17 protein-coding genes and 2 pseudogenes are annotated in these 20,235 nt (G+C 72.6%); 8 read left to right on the top strand and 11 right to left on the bottom strand.

Annotated features, from left to right (window positions below):
• The 5 genes and pseudogenes from ABZ624_RS13090 to ABZ624_RS13110 all read right to left on the bottom strand — a co-directional run.
• A pseudogene (locus ABZ624_RS13090) lies at positions 1-238 on the bottom strand (hypothetical protein); the annotation flags it as partial.
• Positions 196-1,533, bottom strand: coding sequence for an AAA domain-containing protein (locus tag ABZ624_RS13095; protein WP_360086360.1), 1,338 nt, complete (start codon positions 1,531-1,533; stop codon positions 196-198). The pseudogene ABZ624_RS13090 and the gene ABZ624_RS13095, both read right to left, overlap by 43 nt.
• Positions 1,530-3,119: pseudogene (locus ABZ624_RS13100) on the bottom strand (hypothetical protein). The gene ABZ624_RS13095 and the pseudogene ABZ624_RS13100 overlap by 4 nt, the downstream one beginning before the upstream one ends.
• Positions 3,110-4,222, bottom strand: a complete 1,113-nt coding sequence (locus tag ABZ624_RS13105) for a hypothetical protein (RefSeq protein WP_360086940.1) — start codon at positions 4,220-4,222, stop codon at positions 3,110-3,112. The pseudogene ABZ624_RS13100 and the gene ABZ624_RS13105 overlap by 10 nt, the downstream one beginning before the upstream one ends.
• The gene (locus ABZ624_RS13110; protein ID WP_360086363.1) at positions 4,215-5,168 is read right to left on the bottom strand and encodes a phosphatase PAP2 family protein; all 954 of its coding nucleotides are present in this window, start codon (positions 5,166-5,168) and stop codon (positions 4,215-4,217) included. The genes ABZ624_RS13105 and ABZ624_RS13110 overlap by 8 nt, the downstream gene beginning before the upstream one ends.
• A gap of 215 nt (positions 5,169-5,383) precedes the next feature.
• Between ABZ624_RS13110 and ABZ624_RS13115 the strand changes: the two genes are divergently transcribed.
• Positions 5,384-5,980: a histidine phosphatase family protein gene (locus tag ABZ624_RS13115; protein WP_360086366.1), complete on the top strand. Its 597-nt coding sequence runs from the start codon at positions 5,384-5,386 to the stop codon at positions 5,978-5,980.
• Between the two features lie 108 nt (positions 5,981-6,088).
• On the opposite strand, the gene ABZ624_RS13120 is transcribed toward ABZ624_RS13115, so the two are convergent.
• A complete protein-coding gene (locus ABZ624_RS13120) occupies positions 6,089-7,558 on the bottom strand; it encodes a hypothetical protein (RefSeq protein WP_360086369.1) in 1,470 nt (489 codons plus the stop codon).
• Positions 7,559-7,824: 266 nt separating this feature from the next.
• Here ABZ624_RS13120 and ABZ624_RS13125 point away from each other — a divergent pair, with 266 nt between their 5' ends.
• Positions 7,825-8,238, top strand: a complete 414-nt coding sequence (locus ABZ624_RS13125; protein ID WP_360086372.1) for a hypothetical protein — start codon at positions 7,825-7,827, stop codon at positions 8,236-8,238.
• Positions 8,239-8,272: 34 nt separating this feature from the next.
• Positions 8,273-9,160: a fused MFS/spermidine synthase gene (locus ABZ624_RS13130; RefSeq protein ID WP_360086375.1), complete on the top strand. Its 888-nt coding sequence runs from the start codon at positions 8,273-8,275 to the stop codon at positions 9,158-9,160.
• A 4-nt stretch (positions 9,161-9,164) separates the two neighbouring features.
• On the opposite strand, the gene ABZ624_RS13135 is transcribed toward ABZ624_RS13130, so the two are convergent.
• Positions 9,165-9,671 carry a hypothetical protein gene (locus ABZ624_RS13135; RefSeq protein ID WP_360086378.1) on the bottom strand — a complete coding sequence of 169 codons (507 nt, stop codon included), beginning with the start codon at positions 9,669-9,671 and terminating at the stop codon, positions 9,165-9,167.
• A 99-nt stretch (positions 9,672-9,770) separates the two neighbouring features.
• Here ABZ624_RS13135 and ABZ624_RS13140 point away from each other — a divergent pair, with 99 nt between their 5' ends.
• From ABZ624_RS13140 to ABZ624_RS13155, 4 genes are all read left to right on the top strand, one after another.
• Positions 9,771-10,490, top strand: a complete 720-nt coding sequence (locus tag ABZ624_RS13140; protein WP_360086381.1) for a response regulator transcription factor — start codon at positions 9,771-9,773, stop codon at positions 10,488-10,490.
• Positions 10,487-11,869 (top strand): HAMP domain-containing sensor histidine kinase, encoded by a 1,383-nt coding sequence (locus ABZ624_RS13145; protein WP_360086384.1) that lies wholly within the window; start codon positions 10,487-10,489, stop codon positions 11,867-11,869. Before ABZ624_RS13140 ends, ABZ624_RS13145 begins: the two co-directional genes overlap by 4 nt.
• Before the next feature lie 132 nt (positions 11,870-12,001).
• Positions 12,002-13,468, top strand: a complete 1,467-nt coding sequence (locus tag ABZ624_RS13150) for a cellulose binding domain-containing protein (RefSeq protein ID WP_360086387.1) — start codon at positions 12,002-12,004, stop codon at positions 13,466-13,468.
• 93 nt (positions 13,469-13,561) lie between these two features.
• Positions 13,562-13,933 carry a trypco2 family protein gene (locus tag ABZ624_RS13155; protein WP_360086390.1) on the top strand — a complete coding sequence of 124 codons (372 nt, stop codon included), beginning with the start codon at positions 13,562-13,564 and terminating at the stop codon, positions 13,931-13,933.
• Positions 13,934-13,955: 22 nt separating this feature from the next.
• Here the strand turns inward: ABZ624_RS13155 and ABZ624_RS13160 are convergent, their stop codons facing one another.
• The 4 genes from ABZ624_RS13160 to ABZ624_RS13175 all read right to left on the bottom strand — a co-directional run bounded on the left by ABZ624_RS13160 (position 13,956) and on the right by ABZ624_RS13175 (position 18,721).
• On the bottom strand, positions 13,956-15,374 hold the full coding sequence (locus ABZ624_RS13160) for a GH1 family beta-glucosidase (RefSeq protein WP_360086393.1): 1,419 nt from the start codon (positions 15,372-15,374) through the stop codon (positions 13,956-13,958).
• 109 nt (positions 15,375-15,483) lie between these two features.
• Positions 15,484-16,368, bottom strand: a complete 885-nt coding sequence (locus tag ABZ624_RS13165; RefSeq protein ID WP_360086396.1) for a carbohydrate ABC transporter permease — start codon at positions 16,366-16,368, stop codon at positions 15,484-15,486.
• Entirely contained in the window at positions 16,365-17,390 is a 1,026-nt protein-coding gene (locus ABZ624_RS13170; RefSeq protein ID WP_360086399.1) for a sugar ABC transporter permease, read from the bottom strand. The genes ABZ624_RS13165 and ABZ624_RS13170 overlap by 4 nt, the downstream gene beginning before the upstream one ends.
• Positions 17,387-18,721 (bottom strand): ABC transporter substrate-binding protein, encoded by a 1,335-nt coding sequence (locus ABZ624_RS13175; protein ID WP_360086402.1) that lies wholly within the window; start codon positions 18,719-18,721, stop codon positions 17,387-17,389. Before ABZ624_RS13175 ends, ABZ624_RS13170 begins: the two co-directional genes overlap by 4 nt.
• 404 nt (positions 18,722-19,125) lie before the next feature.
• Between ABZ624_RS13175 and ABZ624_RS13180 the strand changes: the two genes are divergently transcribed.
• Positions 19,126-20,181 (top strand): LacI family DNA-binding transcriptional regulator, encoded by a 1,056-nt coding sequence (locus tag ABZ624_RS13180; protein ID WP_360086405.1) that lies wholly within the window; start codon positions 19,126-19,128, stop codon positions 20,179-20,181.
• The last annotated feature ends 54 nt before the right edge of the window (positions 20,182-20,235 follow it).

Consider the following 20,235-nt stretch of genomic DNA (forward strand, 5'->3'; position numbering starts at 1 on the left):
GCGGGCCGGCGCTCGGGGTGCTGGTCAGGGCCGCCAGATCACTCGGTGCTCGGACCAGTGGTCCCATGTGGACATCATCGCCTCCCAGCCGTCCGGGCTGTTTCCCATGGCCGCCTCCGGCGGCGGGCCGGACTCCGTCCGGCGAGGTGGCGGCGGTGAGTTCGGTGCTTGTCGGGCCGGCGCTCGGGGTGCTGGTCAGGGCCGCCAGATCACTCGGTGCTCGGACCAGTGGTCCCATGTGGACATCATCGCCTCCCAGCCGTCCGGAAACTTCACCAGCGTGCCCAGCTGGACCGGTTCCGTGGACGGGTAGTCGTCCAGGAGGTCGCCGACGCCCGCGCGGCAGACCACGATGCAGGCGTGGCGGTGCCGGGAGGCCAGGACGCACAGGCGGCCGGTCTCCAGGTGGAAGGCGGTGGCGTCGGGGCGGCCGGAGAGCGGGTGCAGGACGACCGTGACGTCGTACTCCCGGCCCTGGAGACGGTTCGCGGTGTCCACCGTGACATCCGCCACGCCCAGCTCGGCCAGCGCCGTGCGGACCGCCGCCGCCTGGTCGCGGTGGGCCGTGCCGACGGCGATGCGGTCGGCGGTGAGCGGAACGGGAGAGGGCGAGCGCTCGGAGGTCGCCGCGCCGCCTCGGTCCAGCAGGCGGCGTACGACCGTGGCCACGGCCCGTACCGCCTCCGGATCCGTGCGCGGGGTGTGCCGGGCGGGCAGCTCCAGCAGGCCCCAGCCGGATGCCGCCGCCTCGTCGATCACCTGGTCCGGGCCGGAGCCGTCCGAGGGGATCGCGAAGGTCAGCCGGCGGTCGCCGTGATCGGTGCCGCTGCGGAAGGGCGTGTAAGGGTAGAAGGCGTCCGAGACGAGGGGGGCCGCTGAGGCCGGGAGGCGCCAGGAGACCGGCAGGCGGTGCTGGGGCAGGCCAGGGTTGTGGGCCAGGAGGGTGGTCACGGCGGATGACGAGGGGTCGTACGACAGGCCCGCCCACTGCTCGCTGCCGACGATCGCGAACGGGTCCAGCTGGCCGGGGTCGCCCACGAACAGCGCCCGCTCGAAGAGCCCCGCCACGGCCAGCAGGGAGTCGGACCGCATCTGGTACGCCTCGTCCACGATCGCGTGCCGCCATGGCTCGTCGACCCTCACATGCGCCCACTTCGCGGCCGTGGACAGCACGACCTGCAGGCCGTTCAGGTCGGCCGCCTTCGCGGACGTGCGCACCTGCGGCAGATCGTCCAGCGCCTTGTCGTAGGCGTCGGTGTCGCTGCTGTGCAGCCGGCCGACCGGCAGGTCCGGGCTCTTCTCGGCGAGCCGGAGGACGAGATCGTCCACCTGCGCGTTCGTCTGCGCCACCACCATCAACGGACGGCCCGCCCCGGCCAGTTCCAGCGCCGCGCGGACCACCAGCGTCGACTTGCCCGCGCCGGGCGGGGAGTCCACGACCACACCGCGCTCGCCGCCGTGCAGGGTGTCGTGGAGGATCGCGTCGGTGGCACGGTCGGCGGCGGCCCCGGGATCGAAGTCGGCCCTCGTCACAACACGTCCTCCTCGGTCACCGAGTCGGGGACCTCCGGTACGGCCTCACCGGGCGGCCCGCCGTGCGTCCACGGGGTCTCCTCCGGGTCGGGCAGCCTCGCCCCGCCGCGCTGCTCGTGCTCGAAGAGGGTGAAGCACACCCGGTCGCCCTTCTCCGGCACGGACCCGGGCTCCGGCTCCTTGCCGCGGCCCATCTTGTCCATGACCCGCAGCACGAGACCGTCCTCGGAGTCGGGTCCGACGAACTCCGCCGACTGCGGCCTGCCGCCCAGCGAGCGGTACACCTTCGCGCGCTCCGCCAGATGCGGCCGGTCGTCCGTGCGGACCGTCACCAGCGGGCGCGGGCTCGGCCGCCTGCCCTCGCTGTACGCCATCACGACATCGGTCACCTCGCCCGCGAACGCCTCCCCGGCCAGCCGCCGCCCCGCCATCACCAGCGGATCGTCCAGCGCCTCCTGCGCCTCAAGACGGGCCTGCTCGCGCTCGCGCGTGGCCAGCTTGTTCGCCGCCGTCACCGCGTCGTCCCGGCGCGGCTGCGGGGGCTCGCCGGCCAGCACCCGGTCGCGGTGGCCGGTGAAGGACCAGCGGTCGCGGGTCCAGCGCTCCTCCACGTGCGCGCCCTCCGGCAGCGCCCGCAGCAGGTCCAGGCCCCGCCACACCGCGTCCCAGGTGGGCCGGGTGCGGCTTGCCACCAGGTCGCGGATCTCCCCTTCGGCCGCTGTGAGCGCGGCCAGCCGGTCGTCGGCGGCCAGGGCGTCCTCGGCGGCGGCGAGTGCCCCGCGTGCGCGGTCGTAGCGCTCGATCGCCGGGGCCAGCAGCCTGTTGTCGAACGCCGGGTCGGTGGCGGGACCGGCCGGCGGGCACAGCAGCTGGCCGGCCGCGTCCCGGGCCAGCTCGGCCCGGCGCGCGGCCTCGGCGCCGGAGGTGCCCTCGGGAGGGTCGATCCAGGCGAGCAACGCCCCCAGGTGCTGGTCCTCCAGACCGGACTGGCCGGTCGCCCAGTGCCGGGACAGCAGATCGGTCAGGGCCAGGAGGAGCGAGGAACCGGGGACCCGGGACCGCTCGCCCTAGTGGGTCAGCCAGCGGCCGAGCAGCGGCACCCGGGGCGGCGCCGGGTAGGGCGCCTCCGGGTCCTGCTCCGCCGTACGGCGGAACCGCATCGAGCGGCCCAGCAGCCGTACGAAGTCCAGGCCAGCGCGGCTCGGCACGATCAGCTGGGGCGCGTCCGCGCACAGCTCCACCTCGACCTTGACCCGCTTGCCGGTCTCCGGGTCGGTCTCGGTGCGCTCGGCCGCCTCCACGGACCCGGCACAGGAGTCGATGTACGGCAGGACGGCATCGGCCAGGTCGGCGAGGAACGTGAAGCGCAGATCGCGGTCGCGGGGCTGCGGTACGACCAGCAGGCGCGGCGCGTCCCGGTCGGTGCCGACGAGCGCGCCGAGCGGGGCGCCGGCCTCACCGGCGGTGGTGAGCGGCACGAACACCAGGGGGCGCGCGGACAGATGCCGGTGCCGGACGGTCGCGGCGGGCTGGGCCCGGCCGGTGGCGACGGCCTCGAGCCGGGCGAGAGCGGTGATCAGGGACACGGGGCGACCTCCCGGTGCGCCGCGTCCGTCAGCGCCTCCGCGCGCAAAGCCGCCGCCCGGCGCAGCGCCGCGACCGCGGGGTCGTCCGGGTCGCCGGTCTCGCCGCGGGCCGCCGCGAGGACGTCCTCGACCGTGCTCAGACCGCCCAGTTCGGCGCGCAGGGGACGGCCGAGACGGGTGACGGCGCCCTGTGCGCGGGAGCGTTCCCGGCAGTGGAAGGCCAGTTCGCAGGCGGACAGGCACTCGGGCGCGTACGTCGCAGGGACTGCCTCGACGGCCGCCGTCAGCTCCTCGGCGTCCCGGTCGGGCGCGAAGCACAGGCCCTCGGGCAGGGCCCCCGCGATCTCCTCGATCCGGGTGAGCCGGGCCAGCTGGCGGGCGGTGACCCCGCGCTGCTTGCGGACGTCGACGGCGGAGCCGGCGGGCAGGTTCGAGAAGTCCTTCGGGCACACGAGCAGGATCCGGTGCCGTACGACCGGGGCGGGGGTGTGCTCTTGGGCGCCGAGCCGCGCGGCGACCTCCTCCAGTGCCAGCACGTACACCGCCGCCTGCCGGGCCGCCGCGCCGACCTTCGCCGGGTCCGCCGAGCCGTCCAGCAGGGGGAAGGACTTGATCTCCACGACGGACCAGCTGCCGTCCGGGTGCACCACCACCGCGTCCGGCTCCAGGAAGGCGAGCGAACCGGCCACGTCCAGCGCCAGCATCGGATGGTCCAGCAGCGTCCAGCCGCCCGCGCGCGTGGCCTCGCGCAGCGCCAGCGCCGTACGCGCCGTACGCCCCTCGGGGCCGTGCGCGGTCAGGTCGGGTACGGCGGCCCCTTCCGGCGCCGTGGCGCCCGGGTCGAGCCGGGCGTGCGTCAGCCGCAGCAACTCGGCACCGCCGTCGGCCTTCACCTTCGCCTCGAACGCGTTCCCGCGCGTCAGCGCGAACTGCGACTGACCGAACGCGGACGGCGCGCCCAGCGCGCTCGCCAGCCGCGCCTTGTCCACCCCGGCGCCGTCCAGGACCGCCCGCCTGGCGCACCCGGGGTTCGCGGCGAGCGCCGCGAGGGCGCGCGCGTCCAGGGCCTTGGCCGGTACGTCGGGACCGCGCAGCTCAGCCAGCCGGTGTCGGAGCCCCTTCTCCCGCGTCGCTGGGGGAGATGTCCGGCTCGGCCCCGGCGTCGAGCCGCGACTGGCGCTGCCGTGGAATTCGCTCACCCGCGGAAGTCTGGCATCCGGCACTGACAATCGGGGAACCCGTGCCGTCCGTGACCGGGGTGCGGCGCGGGAACAGCCGGGGCAGGCGGGCCCGGAGCAGGCCCACGGCCCGCATCACGGGCGGCGCCAGCAGGTGGCCGACGCCCATCACGGCGACACCCGCGACCGCGTCGAGGAAGTAGTGGTTGGCGGTGCCCATGACCACCAGCGCGGTCCCCAGCGGATAGCCGACGGCGACGGCCTTCGCGAGGCGGGTACGGCCGTGGCGCCACAGCATCAGCCCGCACCACAGCGCCCAGCCGACGTGCAGGCTCGGCATCGCCGCGTACTGGTTGGTCATCCCGCCCATGCCGCGCGGCGCGCTCGCCTCGCTGCCCCACCAGCCGTACGAGCTGTAGTGCGCCATGGTGTCCACGAAGCCGTGACCGGCGGAGAGCAGCCGGGGCGGGCAGGTGGGCAGCAGAGTGAAGCCGATCAGGCCGATGAGCGTGGACGTCATCAGCCAGGTGCGGGCCCGCCGGTAGTGCTCGGCGTGGGCCCGGAACAGCCAGATCAGGAGGGCGGGCGTGACCAGGTAGTGCAGCGAGGCGTACCAGAAGTCCGCCGGTACACCGAGCCAGGGCGCGCGCGTGAAAAGCCGGTTGAGCGGGTGCTCCGCGTCGAGGTGCAGGGCCTTCTCGAAGCGCAGGATCGCCAGGCCGTGGTCGACGGCGGAGGGCACGTCACCGCGGGCGAGGAGGCGGCCGGCCGAGTAACAGCCGTAGACCAGGAGGATCAGCGGCAGCTCGGTCCACCAGCGCAGCCGGGGTCGCGCGGTCACCTCGGTGCCCGGTGTCTCGGTCTGCGGCATCCGATCGCCCTCCCCCTTCTGCGGTGCGGCGCCCCCCGGAGGGCGGCCGTGCCACTTTACGGTGTCCGTATCCCGCCCATGCGGGCGCTCCGGCCCCCAAAGACGCTGAGAACGCCCGCCGGGTTGCCCCGAACGGGTGTGAGCGATGATGGAGAAGTCCTCTCTCGTCCCTCTCGTGGCGTCCGTGTGACGTCCTCCTCCCGGAAAGGTCTCCCATGGCACCGCGCATCCTGCTGGCCCGGCACGGACAGACGGAATGGTCGCTGTCCGGCAAGCACACCGGCAGGACCGACGTGCCGCTGCTGGAGGAGGGCCGGCGGGGAGCCAAGCTGCTCGGCGAGCGGCTGCACCGCGCTCCGCTGGACGGGCTGCCGGGGGTGGAGGTGCGCACCAGCCCGCTGGCACGCGCGCGTGAGACGTGCGAACTGGCCGGCTTCGGGGACCGGGCCACCGCGTGGGACACGCTCATGGAGTGGGACTACGGCGCCTACGAGGGGATGACGCCGGCCGAGATCCAGGCCGTGCGGCCGGGGTGGCTGATCTGGCGGGACGGGGTGCCGGAGGGCGAGAGCCTCGCCGAGGTGACCGCGCGCGCGGACGAGGTGGTCTCCTGGGCCCGCTCGTCCGACCGCGACGTCCTGGTCTTCGCCCACGGGCACATCCTCCGCTCCATCGGAGCGCGATGGCTGGGCCTGCCGCTGGACTTCGCGGCACGGATACGCCTGAACCCGACCTCGCTGTCGGTCCTCGGCTGGGCTTACGGCGAGCCCGCCGTCGAGAGCTGGAACGACCTGGGGCATCTGGCCGGCTGAGCCGGGGCGGGGTCGCTCGCCCGCGCGTGCCGGGTGCCGCTGAGCGCCCTGAAGGGGCCGGGGGGACTGGCGATCAGCCCCCGCCGGTCCGCGGCCGGCGCCTGCCTGTCACGCCCTCCCCGTTCTCGGCATCGACGCATGCCGGTCCAGGAACTCCGACACCCCGGACGCCCGCCGGTGCGGCAACAGCACCCGAGCCGTTCCCGCCAGCATCCCCTGGACGCGGGAGGACTGGACCTGGTCCAGCAAGGCCAGCACCCGAAGCCCCGCCGCAGCCGCCTCGTCGGGACGACCCTCGCGGGCCAGGTCGTCCGCCAGTTCGGCCATGTACAAGGCGATGTTCCGGGTGAAGTGCGGATCCTGCAGATGGGCCGCCCGGCGCGCGTGCCGGGACGCGCGCCGCCAGTCACCCAGCATGGACCAGCACTGCGCCTCCAGCCCCTCCAGCTCGGCCTCTCCGTAGAAGCTCATCCACTCGGGGTCGGCGTCCGAGCGGCCCCGCGCGAACAGCGTCTGGGCCCGGACGAGTGCCTGTTCACAGCCCGTGCGGTCGGCGAGCCCCGCCCAGCCGCCGGCTTCGCGCAGCGCGAGCAGGGACATCAGGCGCGCTGAACCGAGCGGAGCGGCCGCACGCTGGGCGGCCTGCGCGGCACGGACCGCCTCCCGCGGGCGGCCGGCGTCCCGCGCCAGGAACGCGGTGTTGCAGAAGGCGTGTGCCTCCAGTGCCGGGTCCCCGGTCATCCGGGCCGTGGCCAGCGCCTCCGCATAGTGCGAGCGGGCGTCGTCGAAGCGGCCGGAGTCGTGTGCCAGCCAGCCGACGGAGATGGCGAGTTCACCGGCGCCCGAGTGCAGCCGGTCGGCGGTGGTCTGCCGGGTCGCGCCGGCGTCCAGCAGCGCGTAGGCCGCGCGCAACGGAGTCGCCGCGCGCCGGTAGAGGCCGTCCGCGCCGTGCCGGTCGTCGAGCAGCCGGATCCGGCGGACCGCCTCCTCCAGGGCGGCCGCCTCGGAGGTTCCGGGCCGGCGAGTGGTCCGGACCGCCGCGGCGGCGTCCGGGGTGAGCCCCAGCGGGCCCAGCGTGGCGGCGGCCACCGTGGCGCCTCCGCCGGTCATGAATGCGCGACGCAGCACGTCGCTCTCCTCGTGGTTCGGATGGTCTTTCGCGTACGGCTCGTGCGTGCCGTACGGGTCCTGCCTGTCATACGGTTCGAACGCCGCCGGCGTCTCACCGGCCTCCTGGCCCTCACCGGTGATGAGCCCCTCGGGCGCGGCCGCCGTCGTCCGCGCCGCGCGCCCGCGGACGGACGAGCGGGACGCGAAGCCGAGGTCGGTGAGCGTACGGCCGGGGAACATATGCAGAAACACCCGTTCGTACGCGTAGTTCGGGCAGCGGATCTCGCCCGCCTCGACCCTGCCGACGTACCGCGCGTCACAGCTCACCCGCTCACCGATCTCGCGCGCGGCACGGCGTACCAGTGCTGCGAACTCGGCCGGTGAACGACTGCCACGCAGATGCCGGAAGGCGAGGTTCGGCCGGGGTGGCCGTTCGGGCTGTGACGCGGTCTCGGTTGACGACGCCATGGCCGGGTCCTCTCGTGCGAACCGTCGAACCATGCCGGACCCGGGGCGGATTCGGGACGAGTTGCCCGAGTGACGCCCTGGTTCCGGCGGGCATGAACGTACCTGCTGTGCAGGACCCGCCACGCTGTGTTTGGCTACAAACCGGATATCTCATGCACGATCTGCCATGAACTGCCATCCTTTGCGGCGCACTTGTGCCGTAGCCGTTGACGCGTTCACGCGTTGGACCCCATGGACCGCAACAGGGCTGTGTGGTGGAGGCCGGCATGGAGACCAGCCAGAGCAACGAACCTCGTACCTCGCCGTCGTCGGCCGTGCAGACCGCGGCGGCCGCGGCGGCCTGCGACCTCGTGACGGTACCGGCCCGGCAGGGCCTCGAGGCGGTCGACATCCTGCGGCGCGGCGCCGGTGACGCGATGGGACCCGTGCTGCACGACGGCGGCTGCGCCACCCTCGGCTTCCTGGTTCCGGCCGGCACGGCGGCCTGCTGGGACATGCCGGGCAGCACCTGTACGGAGACGGACGGGCGTGGACTCAGACTCGACCCCGAGCCACCGGTGGCGGGCTCCGACTGGCTGCTGCCGCCCGGCGAGGCCGACCTCGCCACCGACCCGGTGGTGCTGCGCCGGGCCCTCGGAGAGGCGGCCCGGCTGATCGAGGCGGCCGACAGCTGCCGGTGAGGCGCCCGCCCGGACCGGCTGCGAAAATGGTCCGATGGGCAGGTCCAGGAGCACACGGCAGACACGGGACACGCGGCGCGGGGCGGCCGCCGTCGAAGCCGTCGTGGAGGCGGTCGACGGCGGGCTCGCACAGCTCGTGCCCGACCCCGACCGCAACCGGGCCTGGACGCTGCTGATCGACGGCGCGCCCCAGTCGCATGTCGACCTGGACGACCCCGCGTATCTGTCCTTCGAGTACCAGCGCCGCCTCGGCCATGTCATCGACCTTCTCGCCCCGCCCGGCAAGCCGGTGCACGCCGTGCACCTCGGCGGGGGCGCGTTCACCCTCGCCCGGTACACCGCCGCGACCCGCCCCCGGTCCACCCAGCAGGTCGTCGAACGCGACGCGGCCCTGGTCCAACTGGTACGCCGGGAGCTGCCGTTGGACTCGAACGCGCGGATCCGGGTGCGCTCGGCGGACGCCCGCGCGGGGCTGGCGAAGGTCCCGGACGGGTGGGCGGACCTGGTCCTCGCGGACGTCTTCAGCGGCGCCCGCACCCCCGCCCACCTCACCTCCACCGAGTTCCTGGACGAGGTCCGCCGGGCTCTGAAGCCGTCCGGGGTCTACGCCGCCAATCTGGCCGACGGCCCGCCGCTCGCCCATCTGCGCGGCCAGATCGCCACCGCCGCCGCCCGGTTCGCCGAACTCGCGCTGATCGCCGACCCGGCCGTCCTGCGCGGCAAGCGCTTCGGCAACGCCGTCCTGGTCGCCTCCGACGCCCCGCTCCCGCTCGCCGACCTCACCCGCCGCGCCGCCTCCGACCCGCATCCGGGCCGGGTCGAACACGGCAAGCCGCTGCGGGACTTCACCGGCGGCGCGCTCCCGGTGACGGACGACACGGCGGCGGCCTCCCCAGCGCCGCCACCCTCCGTGTTCCGCTGAGCGTTCAGTAGTTTCCGATCTCCACGTGCGGCGGGCCGTCGTGCCAGGTGCACATCACCGACACCCGGTCCGTGCCCTTGGTGAACTCCACCCGGATCCAGGTCGAGGTCTTCCACACCTGCATCGACCAGCCCGTCCCCGGCGTCGCCGACACCAGCGTGGCGTCGGCCGCGCCCAGCTCGAACACCGCCCGGCCGCCGCCGGTGTCGTACGACTTGACCTGCCCGGACGCGGAGGCGGCGGCGCTTGGGGAGGGACCCTGCGTCCGCGTGGGCGGCGGGGTCGGTGCCGTCGGGCTGCTCGACGGCCGGTGCGACGGGGACGGCCGGTGCGTCGGCGGGGCAAGGGCCTTCGTGTCCTGGGCCGTCGCGCCGGACTCCGTGACCGGCAGGGCGCGCGGGGGGTCGTACGCCGTCCCCGCCATCACCGTGTGCACGCCCCACCACGACAGCGTGACCGCCGCTCCCGTCGCGAGCAGCCATGCCAGTACGTGTACGAGTCCTCTGCGCATCGCGGGCCATACTGCCTCAGGGGGACCGCGGTGCGCACATGCTCCGAGTTGTCCACAGGCGCCCGCCCGGTGTGGTCCGCATGGCGTACGGTGCGGCGCATGGCAAGTGTGCTCGTGGTCGAGGACGACCAGTTCGTACGCTCGGCGCTCATCCGGCATCTGACCGACGCCGCACACACCGTGCGCAGCGTCGGTACGGCACTGGAGGCGCTGCGCGAGGTCGCCCATTTCCGCTTCGACGTGGTCATCCTGGACCTCGGACTGCCGGACCTGGACGGCTCCGAGGCGCTGAAGATGCTCCGTGGCATCACCGACGTGCCCGTCATCATCGCCACCGCACGCGACGACGAGACGGAGATCGTCCGGCTGCTCAACGCCGGTGCGGACGACTATCTGACCAAGCCGTTCTCCGTCGAGCACCTGTCCGCCCGGATGGCGGCCGTACTGCGCCGGGCCCGCTCCGGCGGCGGGGAGGCCCCGCCCTCGTCCGTGCTCCGCGTCGGCGGCCTGACCGTCGACCCGCTGCGCCGCCAGGCCGAACTGGACGGGACCCGCCTCGACCTCACCCGCCGCGAGTTCGACCTGCTGGCCTTCCTCGCCGGGCGGCCCGGGGTTGTCGTCCCGCGCAAGGAACTCCTCGCCGAGGTCTGGCAGCAGTCCTACGGCGACGACCAGACCATCGACGTACATCTGTCCTGGCTGCGCCGGAAACTGGGGGAGACGGCCGCCCGGCCCCGTTATCTGCACACGCTCCGGGGTGTCGGTGTGAAGCTCGAACCCCCCGTGGAACCATCCGCGGACGGGGAGCCGGTGCGATGAGATGGGCCCTGGTCAAGGTGTGTCTGGCGGTCACCACGATGGTCGTGGTCGCCTTCGCGGTCCCGCTCGGGCTGGTCGTCAAGGAGATGGCCCGAGACCGGGCCTTCTCCAACGCCGAACGGGAGGCCGCCGCGGTGGCGCCCGCGCTGTCCATCACCACCGACCGGGACGAACTGGAGCGCGTCGTGGCCTCCGCCGGCGCCGACTCGGGAATGGCCGTGCACCTGCCCGCCGCCGACGGCCGCTCCGCGCTCGACCTCGGCAAGCAGCGCGCCGCCGGCAGGGACATCCAGGCGGTGCGCAAACTGGGCCGGGCCTCCACGGCCTCCGTCTCCGGCGGCTCCGCACTGCTCCAGCCGGTCGCGCTCGGCTCCGGCGCCATAGCGGTCGTCGAGGTCTACGTCCCCGAGTCCGAGATGACCAACGGCGTCGGCACGGCCTGGGCGGTGCTCGCGGCCGTCGGCCTCGCGCTGATCGTCGGCTCGGTCGCGGTCGCCGACCGGCTCGGGGTGCGTATGGTGCGGCCCGCCCGGCGGCTGGTCGAGGGCGCGCACGAACTGGGCGAGGGCCGGCTGGGCGCCCGGGTGCCGGAGGACGGCCCGACCGAACTCAGGCTGGCCGCGGCGGCGTTCAACTCCATGGCCGACCAGGTCGTCCAACTCCTCGCGAATGAACGCGAGTTGGCGGCAGACCTCTCCCATCGCCTGCGCACCCCGCTCACCGTCCTGCGGCTCAACACGGCCTCCCTGGGCGCAGGGCCGGCCGCCGAGCAGACCCGGGCCGCCGTCGCCCAGCTGGAGCGCGAGGTCGACACCATCATCCGTACGGCCCGGGAGGCCAAGCCGCAGACGGTCGCGGCCGGATCCGGCGCCGGATGCGACGCGGCCGAAGTGGTGCGCGAGCGCATGGAGTTCTGGTCCGCGCTCGCCGAGGACGAGGGCCGCAAGTGGCGGGTGGCCGGCGTGGAGCGGCCGGTGCGCATACCCGTGGCCCGCGCCGACCTGGCCGCGGCCCTCGACGCCCTGCTCGGCAATGTCTTCCGGCACACCGCCGAGGGCACCGCCTTCGCGGTCGACGTGCACAACGGCGAGGACGCGGTGATCGTGCTGGTCTCCGACGCGGGCCCCGGCATAGCCGACCCGGACGCCGCGATGGCCCGGGGCCGCGGCTCCGGGAACACCGGCTCGACCGGTCTCGGCCTCGACATCGTGCGCCGGCTCGCCGAGGCCACCGGCGGGGACGTCCGGATCGGTTCCTCGGTGCTGGGCGGCACCGAGGTGCGGCTCTGGTTCCAGGTGGACGGGCGGGGGCCGGTGGCGCGGGGCCGTACGCGAAGACGCCGATCGGGCAAACCGGTCCCGACTGGTCTCGACCATTAACCGCCCCCGATCCCTTCCTTAAGCGAAGCCTAAGGTCTGCAACGGCCGTCCCGATCAGGCCTTTTGTCCGATTCCGGATCGCTAGCGTGCTGCCGCACCTCACCCCCGTGAACAGCGAAGGCAGGCACGCGCATGAGCACGCACCGGCGCAGGATCAGTGGCAGGAACAAGGCGATAGGCGGTCTCGTGGCCGCGGCCGTCGTCGGTGGCGGCGCGGTCCTGCTCACCGGCACCGCCCACGCGGCCGGCGTGAACGCCGCGTACACCAGGACCAGTGACTGGTCCACCGGCTACACCGCCCAGTACGTCGTCACCAACAACAGCGGACAGCAGGAGAAGACCTGGACGCTGGAGTTCGACCTCCCCGCGGGCGCCAGGCTCAGCTCCCTGTGGAACGGCGAGTCGAGCGTCAGCGGTGCGCACGTCACCGTGAGGCCGGCGAAGTGGGACACCGAGGGCCTCGCCCCCGGCAAGTCGGTGACCGTCGGCTTCGTGGTCGACGGCAGCGGCGCCCCGACGGGCTGTCGTGTCGACGGCGCCCAGTGTTCCGCGGACGCGGGCCCCACCCCCGAGCCGAGCGGCCGCCCCACCCGGACCCAGCCGCCGGCCCCGACCACCACACCGAGCAGGAGCGCCACCCCCACCCCGACCAGGACGGCCACTCCCACCCCGACCGCCGGCCACACGACCGGCAACGGCACCACCGCCTCCGCCGGCTTCGCCCCCTACGTCGACACCTCCCTCTACCCGGCGTTCGACCTGGTCGGCGCGGCCGACGCGACCGGCGTGAAGAACTACAACCTCGCCTTCGTCACCGACGGCGGCGGCTGCACCCCCAAGTGGGGCGGCGTGACCGACCTGACCAGCGACGGCGTCGCCGCGCAGATCGGCTCCCTGCGTGCCAAGGGCGGTGACGTCCGGGTCTCCTTCGGCGGCGCGTCGGGCTCCGAACTGGCCACCACCTGCTCTTCCGTGGACGCGCTGGCGGCGGCGTACGGCAAGGCGGTCGACGCGTTCAAGCTCACCAAGGTCGACTTCGACGTCGAGGGCGGCGCGCTGCCGAACACGGCGGCGAACACCCTCCGGGCGAAGGCGATAGCGAAGCTCCAGGCGCAGCACCCGGACCTGGACGTCTCCTTCACCCTCCCGGTGATGCCCGAGGGCCTCACCCAGGACGGCGTGAACCTCCTGTCCGACGCCAGGGCCAACGGCGTGAAGACCGGCACGGTCAACATCATGGCGATGGACTACGGCGCCTCGTACAGCGGCGACATGGGCAGCTACGCCGAGCAGGCCGCCACGGCCACCCAGGCCCAGGTCAAGAGCGTGCTGGGGCTCTCCGACTCCGCCGCCTGGAAGACGGTCGCGGTGACCCCGATGATCGGCGTCAACGACGTCTCCTCCGAGGTCTTCAAGGTGGACGACGCCACCCAGCTGGTGAACTTCGCCCGGTCCAAGGGCCTCGGCGGCCTGTCGATGTGGTCCGCGGCCCGCGACAAGCAGTGCGCCGGCGGCGCCAAGCCCACCGCCGACGCCACCTGCAGCTCGATCGTCCAGGACAAGAACGCCTTCGCGAAGGCGTTCGGCGCCTTCAACTGACCCCCACGCACTCCCCTCGGCGAGGGGCGCGGCACGACGGAGGGGTGCCGCGCCCCGGTAGCACCGGGACAACCAGTGGACGAGGGGGACGCGGTGACCGAACTGTCCGCCGAGCTACGCGAGTTGAGGCAACAGCTGACGTCGGCCCTGACAGACGGGGACGGACAGCTCGTACGGTTCGAGCCGGGACCGGTGGAGGTCGAGACCACCGCCGCCGTCACCCGTGAGGCAGGCGTGGACGCCAAGGTGCGCCTGGGCTGTCGGCCCGAGCTGCCGGCAGTCACCGACCCGGACGAGGCGCGGCGGCGAGGCCGCGAAGCGCTGGGCGGAATTCACCGAAGTCGGCCTGGGCGACACCCCGGCCCGTGCACTGTGGAGGCGACTGATGGACACGTACACCCCCCGTTTCCTCTCGATCCGTCCCTGACCGCCGTGAGCGCCGAGGATCTGTTCGTGGAGGCGTGACGACACGCCCGCAAGGCCCCCGCTACACCTCCGGCAGCACCCCCGTCCGCGCCGCCTCCCCGTACCACCGTGCGCTCGACTTCGGTGTCCGCTCCAGTGTCCCGTAGTCCACGTAGACCGCCCCGAACCGCTTCCCGTAGCCGTACGCCCACTCGAAGTTGTCCAGCAGGGACCACAAGTAGTAGCCGCGGACGTCGGCACCGTCCGTGATGGCCCGGCGGACCTCCGAGAGATGGCCGTACAGGTATGCGATGCGCTCGAGGTCGTGTACGCGGCCGTCGGGGCCGGGCTTGTCGTCGTAGGCGGCCCCGTTCTCCGTCACGTACAGGGGCAGACCGGGCGCCTCCCCCGTGTAGCGCAGGAGCAGGTCGTACAGGCCCGTCGGGTCGATCGTCCAGCCCATCTCGGTGCGCTCGCCCGGCGTCTGGTGGAACCGCACGTCGCCGGCGCCCGGCCAGGGGGAGTGGTCGCTGGCGCCGTGGCCGTCGGCCCGCGGGCCCTTGACTCCGCCGGGCGCGGCCGAGACCAGGGCCGGGGTGTAGTAGTTCAGGCCCAGCGCGTCCAGCGGGACGTTGATCGTGCGGGCGTCGCCGTCGAGGACGTACGACCAGTCCGTGACCGAGGCCGTCGCCTCCAGCAGCGACGAGGGGTACGCACCGTGCAGCATCGGGCCGTGGAAAACGCCGTTGGCCAGGTCGTCGATCCTGCGGGCCGCCGCGATGTCGGCGGGGTCCTGGGAAAGCGGCCGTACCACGGACGAGTTGAGGCTGATGGCGATCTCGTTCCGGGCCGGCATCACCGAGCGCAGGGCCGAAGCCGCCAGGCCGTGTCCGAGGTTCAAGTGGTGGGCAGCGCGCAGGGAGCCTGCCGGGTCGGTGCGGCCGGGGGCGTGGACACCCGAGCCGTAGCCCAGGAAGGCGCTGCACCAGGGCTCATTGAGGGTGATCCACTGCTCCACCCGGTCGCCCAGTGCCTCGCCGACCAGCCGGGCGTACTCGGCGAACCGGAACGCGGTGTCCCGCTGCGGCCAGCCGCCCGCGTCCTCCAGCTCCTGCGGCAGGTCCCAGTGGTAGAGGGTGAGCGCCGGCTTGATGCCATGGGCGAGGAGTTCGTCCACCAGGCGGCGGTAGAAGTCCAGACCACGCTGGACCGCGGGGCCCCGGCCCGTCGGCTGCACCCGGGACCAGGAGACCGAGAAGCGGTACGCGCTCAGGCCCAGCTCCGCCATCAGCGCCACGTCCTCGCGGTAGCGGTGGTAGTGGTCGACAGCGATGTCACCGGTGTCACCGCCGGCCGTCCTGCCCGGCGTATGGCTGAAGGTGTCCCAGATCGAGGGGGTGCGGCCGTCCTCCCGTACCGCCCCCTCGATCTGGTAGGCCGACGTCGCGGCCCCCCAGAGGAAGGCGGAAGGAAAGGTCACGGCGGTAACGGGTTCAGGCATGGAAGCGCTCCCATTGGGGGTCGTAGGAGACCTGGCGTAGCGGGTGGGGTGGGGGAGGGAGAGGCGGAGAGGGGCCGGGGTGGTGGTCCGGCCCCTCGGGAGGAGACCGTCAGCCCTTGATCGCGCCCTGCATGATCCCGCCCACGATCTGCTTGCCGAACAGGACGAACGCGACCAGCAGCGGCAGGGTGCCCAGCAGCGCGCCCGCCATGATCACCGCCTGGTCCGGGACATAGCCGGTGCCGAGCGAGTTCAGGGCCACCTGCACGGTCGGGTTCTGCTGGTTCAGGGCGATGATCGGCCACAGGAAGTCGTTCCAGGCGAACACGAACGTCAGCAGGCCGAGTACGGCCATGGCCGGACGCGCCGCCGGGAAGACCACGTGCCAGACGATCCGCAGGCTGCTCGCGCCGTCCACCCGGGCCGCCTCGATCAGCTCCGTCGGCAGCGCCTGCACCAGGTACTGCCGCATGAAGAACGTACCGAAGGCGGTCACCAGGCTCGGCAGGATCACCGTCTGCAGCTGGTTCGACCAGCCGAGGTCCGACATCCACAGGTACAGCGGTACGACGGCCAGCTGCGGCGGGATCATCATCGTGCCGATGGTCAGCAGGAGCAGCAGGCTGGAGAAGCGGAACCGCAGTTTGGCGAAGGCGAAGCCGGCCAGGGTCGAGAACAGCACCGTGCTCACCGTGATCGTGCCCGCCACGATCACCGAGTTGAACATCGCGGTACCGAGACCCGCCTGGTCCCAGGCCGTCTGGAGGTTCTTGAACAGGTTGCCGCCGAACCACAGCGGCGGCGGGGTCTCGTCCAGCCGGTGGGCGGTGCGGGAGGCGGCGATCGCCGTCCACACCAGCGGAGCGAGGGAGACCAGCGCGAAGACGGTGAGCACGACGTACGTCACCGGGCCCGCGTGCAGCTGCTTGCCCGCGCCGGTCCGGCCCCGGCGCCGGTACGCCTTCCGGGGCAGCGTCAGTTCAGTGGTCGTCATCGGGACTTCCTCAGCCGTCGGGTGAGCAGCAGGTTGACCGCGGCGACGACCAGCAGGAGCAGGAACATCGACCAGGCGATCGCGGACGCCTTGCCGAGGTTGCCGATGATCCAGCCCTGGTCGTACATGTACAGGCCGAGCGTCTGGTACTGGTGCTCGGAGCCGCCCTTGGACCCGCTGACGCCGCCGAACAGCAGCGGCTCACCGAAGAGCTGCGTCGCGCCGATGGCCGAGACCACGACCGTGAACAGGATCGTGGGCCTGAGCTGCGGGATCGTCACATGCCGGAACTGCTGCCAGCGGTTGGCGCCGTCGATCGCCGCCGACTCGTACAGATCGGTGGGGATCGCCTGCATGGCCGCCAGATAGATCAGCGCGTTGTACCCGGTCCACCGCCAGATCACGATCGATGACACCGCGAACTGCGAACCCCAGTCGGCCTCACGCCAGTTGACCGGGCCCACCCCGAAGAAGTGCAGGATCCAGTTGACCATGCCGCCGTCCCACGAGTACAGCAGCGTGAACACCAGGGTCGCCGCGGCCACCGAGGTGGCGTACGGGGTCAGCATCACCACGCGCCAGACGGTCGAGCCGCGCAGCCTGTAGTTCAGCAGGTGGGCGAGGCCGATGGCCGCAAGCAGCTGTGGCACGGTCGAGATGACACCGATGGTCAGGGTGTTCTTCAGGGCGTTCCAGAAGAAGTCCGAGGACCACAGGTTCTTGTAGTTGTCCAGGCCCGCCCACGTCTGGTGGTCCAGCGCGGACAGCTGCACATGGTGCAGCGAGTACCAGGCCGTGTAGAGCAGCGGGACCAGCGTGAACGCCGCGAACAGGACGAAGAAGGGGGACACGAACGCGTACGGCGACGCCTTCATGTCCCAGCGGTACAGCCGGCTGCGCCAGGAGTGGGCGTCCGCCGGCGTACCGCGACCGTGAGCGCCCCGGGCCGCGCCCGGCGGGATGCCGGGCGCGGCGTCGGCGCTCGACGCGGAGTGCGCGAGAGCCTGCTTGGGACCGGTCACTGGCCGAGCACGTCCTTGATCTCCTGGGAAGCGGCGTCCCAGCCCTGCGCGGGCGACTTGCCCTTCTGCTCGACCTGGAGGATGCCGATGTCGCTGATCGCGGTGTCGATCGGCTTGTCCTTGGGACCGAGGGGCTGCGCCGGGATGGTCTTCGCCGCGTCGGAGAAGATCTGGGTGATCGGGGCGCCCGAGAAGTACGCCGTGGTGTCGGGCTGCGGCTTCAGGCTCGGGTACACCGACGGGGTCGACGGGAAGCTGGCCTGCTTGGCGAAGACCTTCGCCTGCTGCTCGGGCGCGGTCAGCCACTTCGCCAGCGCGACGGCCTCCTTCTGGTGCTTGGTCGCGGTCGGCACGCCGAGGAAGGAGCCGCCCCAGTTGGACGCCGCCGGCGCCGCCGCCACGTCCCACTTGGCCTTGCCGGAGTCACCGGACTTCTGCTCGATGTAGCCGATCATCCAGGCAGGGCAGGCGACGGAGGCGAAGCTGCCGTTGGCGAATCCCTGGTCCCAGGTCGGGTCGAACTGCTTCAGCTTCGCCGACATGCCGCTGGTGGCGGCGGTCATGGCGGCGTCCCAGGCCTTCTTCACACCCTCGGACCTGTCCCAGACGACGTTGCCGTCCTTGTCGTAGTACCGCTCGCTCGCGCCGCCCACCGCCGCCATGTAGACGGAGGCGGCGGAGTCCACGAACTTGGTGCCCTTGGGCGCCTTCTTCATGTACTGCTTGCCGACGTCGACGTACTTGCTCCAGTCGCCCTTCCACATCTGGGCGAGCTTGGTCCGGTCGGTCGGCAGGCCGGCCTGCTGGAACAGGTCCTTGCGGTAGCAGATGGCCATCGGCCCGGTGTCGGTCCCGAGCCCGATGAGCTTGCCGTCCTTGGTGGTGGCCTGGGCGTTCTTCCAGTCCAGCCACTGCGACTTGTCGACCTCCTTGCCGAGGTCCAGGAACTTGTCCGCCTGGGTCTGCACGGCCTCGGTGATGTTGCCGATCTCGATGGCCTCGATGTCGTCCGTGCCGGAGCCGGCCTGGAGGCGGGTGAGCACCTTCGGCCAGTACACGTCGGTACGGGTGGTGACGTTCTCCTTGATGTTGATGTCCGGATGCAGCTTCATGTACTCGTCGTAGAGGCCGGCCTGCTTGTAGCCGAAGACGCCGAAGGTGCCGATGGTCAGCGTGATCTTGCCCTTGCCACTGCCGTTTCCGCCGCCGTCCGAGTCGTTGGACGAGCCGTCGTCCGAGTCCTTGGCACAGCCGGCCAGCAGCCCCGTGGTCAGCGCGGCCACGGCCGCGAGGGCCATCAGCCGCTGGGACCGGCGGATGCTCGTGCGCATTGCGTCCTCCTGTTGCCTGACGTGCCGACCCCCCGGCCAACTGCATGGAATCGGGCCCGTTCGTACTCGCTGCGGCTCGGGCGGGGAACGTGCGGGTTGTGTAGGTGTCAGGTACTGTGGGAGCGCTCCCACCTGTGATGTGTTGAAGAGTCGTCGGTTCGGGGCGGGGTGTCAAGGGAGCGGACGGCGGCAACTGCGTTCAGTTATCGGCCCGTTAAGTGGACCAGTTGTCTTCCGGTGTTTTCGAGCGCCGGTCGTCGGTATTCAGCCTGTCCGGCGTGTGAGGACGAGGCCGAAGGCCGGTGACGGGGGCCCGGGGGCGCGGCCCCTGGGACGGCAACTGCCGCGAACGGTGCTGTTACATTCCAGCCAGCACCAGGAGTAGGTCGAGAGAGGCGGAGCCCATGGCAAGCCACGGAGCGCGGGGCCGCAGCGGGGGTCGGCCCACGCTCGAGGAGGTCGCCGCCCGGGCCGGGGTCGGCCGGGGCACGGTCTCGCGGGTGATCAACGGCTCGCCCCGGGTCAGTGACGCCACCCGCGCCGCGGTCCAGGCGGCCGTGGCCGAGCTCGGCTATGTCCCCAACACGGCGGCCCGTGCCCTCGCGGCCAACCGCACCGACGCCATCGCCCTCGTCGTCCCCGAGCCGGAGACCCGGTTCTTCGCCGAGCCGTACTTCTCGGACATGCTGCGCGGTGTCGGCTCCGAACTCTCCTGCACGGAGATGCAGCTGCTGCTGATCTTCGCGGGCAGTGACCGCGAGCGACAGCGCCTCGCGCAGTACCTGGCGGCCCACCGGGTGGACGGTGTCCTGCTCGTCTCGGTCCACGCCGACGACCCGCTGCCCGACCTGCTGGCCCAGCTGGAGATCCCGGCCGTGATCAGCGGCCCCCGCTCGGCCGGCGAGACGCTCACCTCGGTGGACTCGGACAACTACGGCGGCGCCCGCTCGGCGGTGGAGCACCTGCTGTCCCGGGGCCGCACCCGCATCGCTCACATCACCGGCCGCCTCGATGTCTACGGCGCCCAGTGCCGCGCCGACGGCTACCGCGACGCCCTGCGTGAGGCGGGCCGGGAGGTGGACGAACTCCTCGTCGCGCCAGGGGACTTCACGGAGGAGGGCGGTCGCCGGGCGATGACCGTGCTGCTGGAGCGGTGCCCCGGCCTGGACGCGGTCTTCGCCGGCTCGGACGTGATGGCGGCCGGCGCCCGGCAGGTGCTGCGTGAGGCGGGCCGCCGTATCCCGGACGACGTGGCGCTGGTCGGCTACGACGACTCCGCCATCGCCCGCCACATGGACCCCCCGCTCACCAGCGTGCGCCAGCCCATCGAGGAGATGGGCCGCGCGATGATCGACCTGCTCCTCACGGAGGTCGCCGACCGCCGCCCGCCCCTGTCCCGGGGGCTGGAGCGACGGCACGCGGTGCTGCCCACGGAGCTGGTGAGGCGGGCGTCGTCCTAGGTCCTGTCGTCAGATTCCCGCCTGCCCGGCGGGCTTCTTGCGTGCGCGGCGGCC

The organism is Streptomyces sp. NPDC007205 (genome assembly GCF_040634095.1).
Classification (GTDB): Bacteria; Actinomycetota; Actinomycetes; order Streptomycetales; family Streptomycetaceae; genus Streptomyces.

What these genes read in the sequence shown, in the direction of transcription:
- ABZ624_RS13125 (WP_360086372.1), top strand. Translation starts at nt 7,825, where the DNA reads ATGGAGACCAGCCAGAGCAACGAACCTCGTACCTCGCCGTCGTCGGCC.
- ABZ624_RS13120 (WP_360086369.1), bottom strand. Translation starts at nt 7,558, where the DNA reads ATGGCGTCGTCAACCGAGACCGCGTCACAGCCCGAACGGCCACCCCGG.
- ABZ624_RS13145 (WP_360086384.1), top strand. Translation starts at nt 10,487, where the DNA reads ATGAGATGGGCCCTGGTCAAGGTGTGTCTGGCGGTCACCACGATGGTC.
- ABZ624_RS13115 (WP_360086366.1), top strand. Translation starts at nt 5,384, where the DNA reads ATGGCACCGCGCATCCTGCTGGCCCGGCACGGACAGACGGAATGGTCG.
- ABZ624_RS13140 (WP_360086381.1), top strand. Translation starts at nt 9,771, where the DNA reads ATGGCAAGTGTGCTCGTGGTCGAGGACGACCAGTTCGTACGCTCGGCG.
- ABZ624_RS13160 (WP_360086393.1), bottom strand. Translation starts at nt 15,374, where the DNA reads ATGCCTGAACCCGTTACCGCCGTGACCTTTCCTTCCGCCTTCCTCTGG.
- ABZ624_RS13150 (WP_360086387.1), top strand. Translation starts at nt 12,002, where the DNA reads ATGAGCACGCACCGGCGCAGGATCAGTGGCAGGAACAAGGCGATAGGC.
- ABZ624_RS13135 (WP_360086378.1), bottom strand. Translation starts at nt 9,671, where the DNA reads ATGCGCAGAGGACTCGTACACGTACTGGCATGGCTGCTCGCGACGGGA.
- ABZ624_RS13165 (WP_360086396.1), bottom strand. Translation starts at nt 16,368, where the DNA reads ATGACGACCACTGAACTGACGCTGCCCCGGAAGGCGTACCGGCGCCGG.
- ABZ624_RS13180 (WP_360086405.1), top strand. Translation starts at nt 19,126, where the DNA reads ATGGCAAGCCACGGAGCGCGGGGCCGCAGCGGGGGTCGGCCCACGCTC.
- ABZ624_RS13110 (WP_360086363.1), bottom strand. Translation starts at nt 5,168, where the DNA reads ATGCCGCAGACCGAGACACCGGGCACCGAGGTGACCGCGCGACCCCGG.
- ABZ624_RS13175 (WP_360086402.1), bottom strand. Translation starts at nt 18,721, where the DNA reads ATGCGCACGAGCATCCGCCGGTCCCAGCGGCTGATGGCCCTCGCGGCC.
- ABZ624_RS13130 (WP_360086375.1), top strand. Translation starts at nt 8,273, where the DNA reads ATGGGCAGGTCCAGGAGCACACGGCAGACACGGGACACGCGGCGCGGG.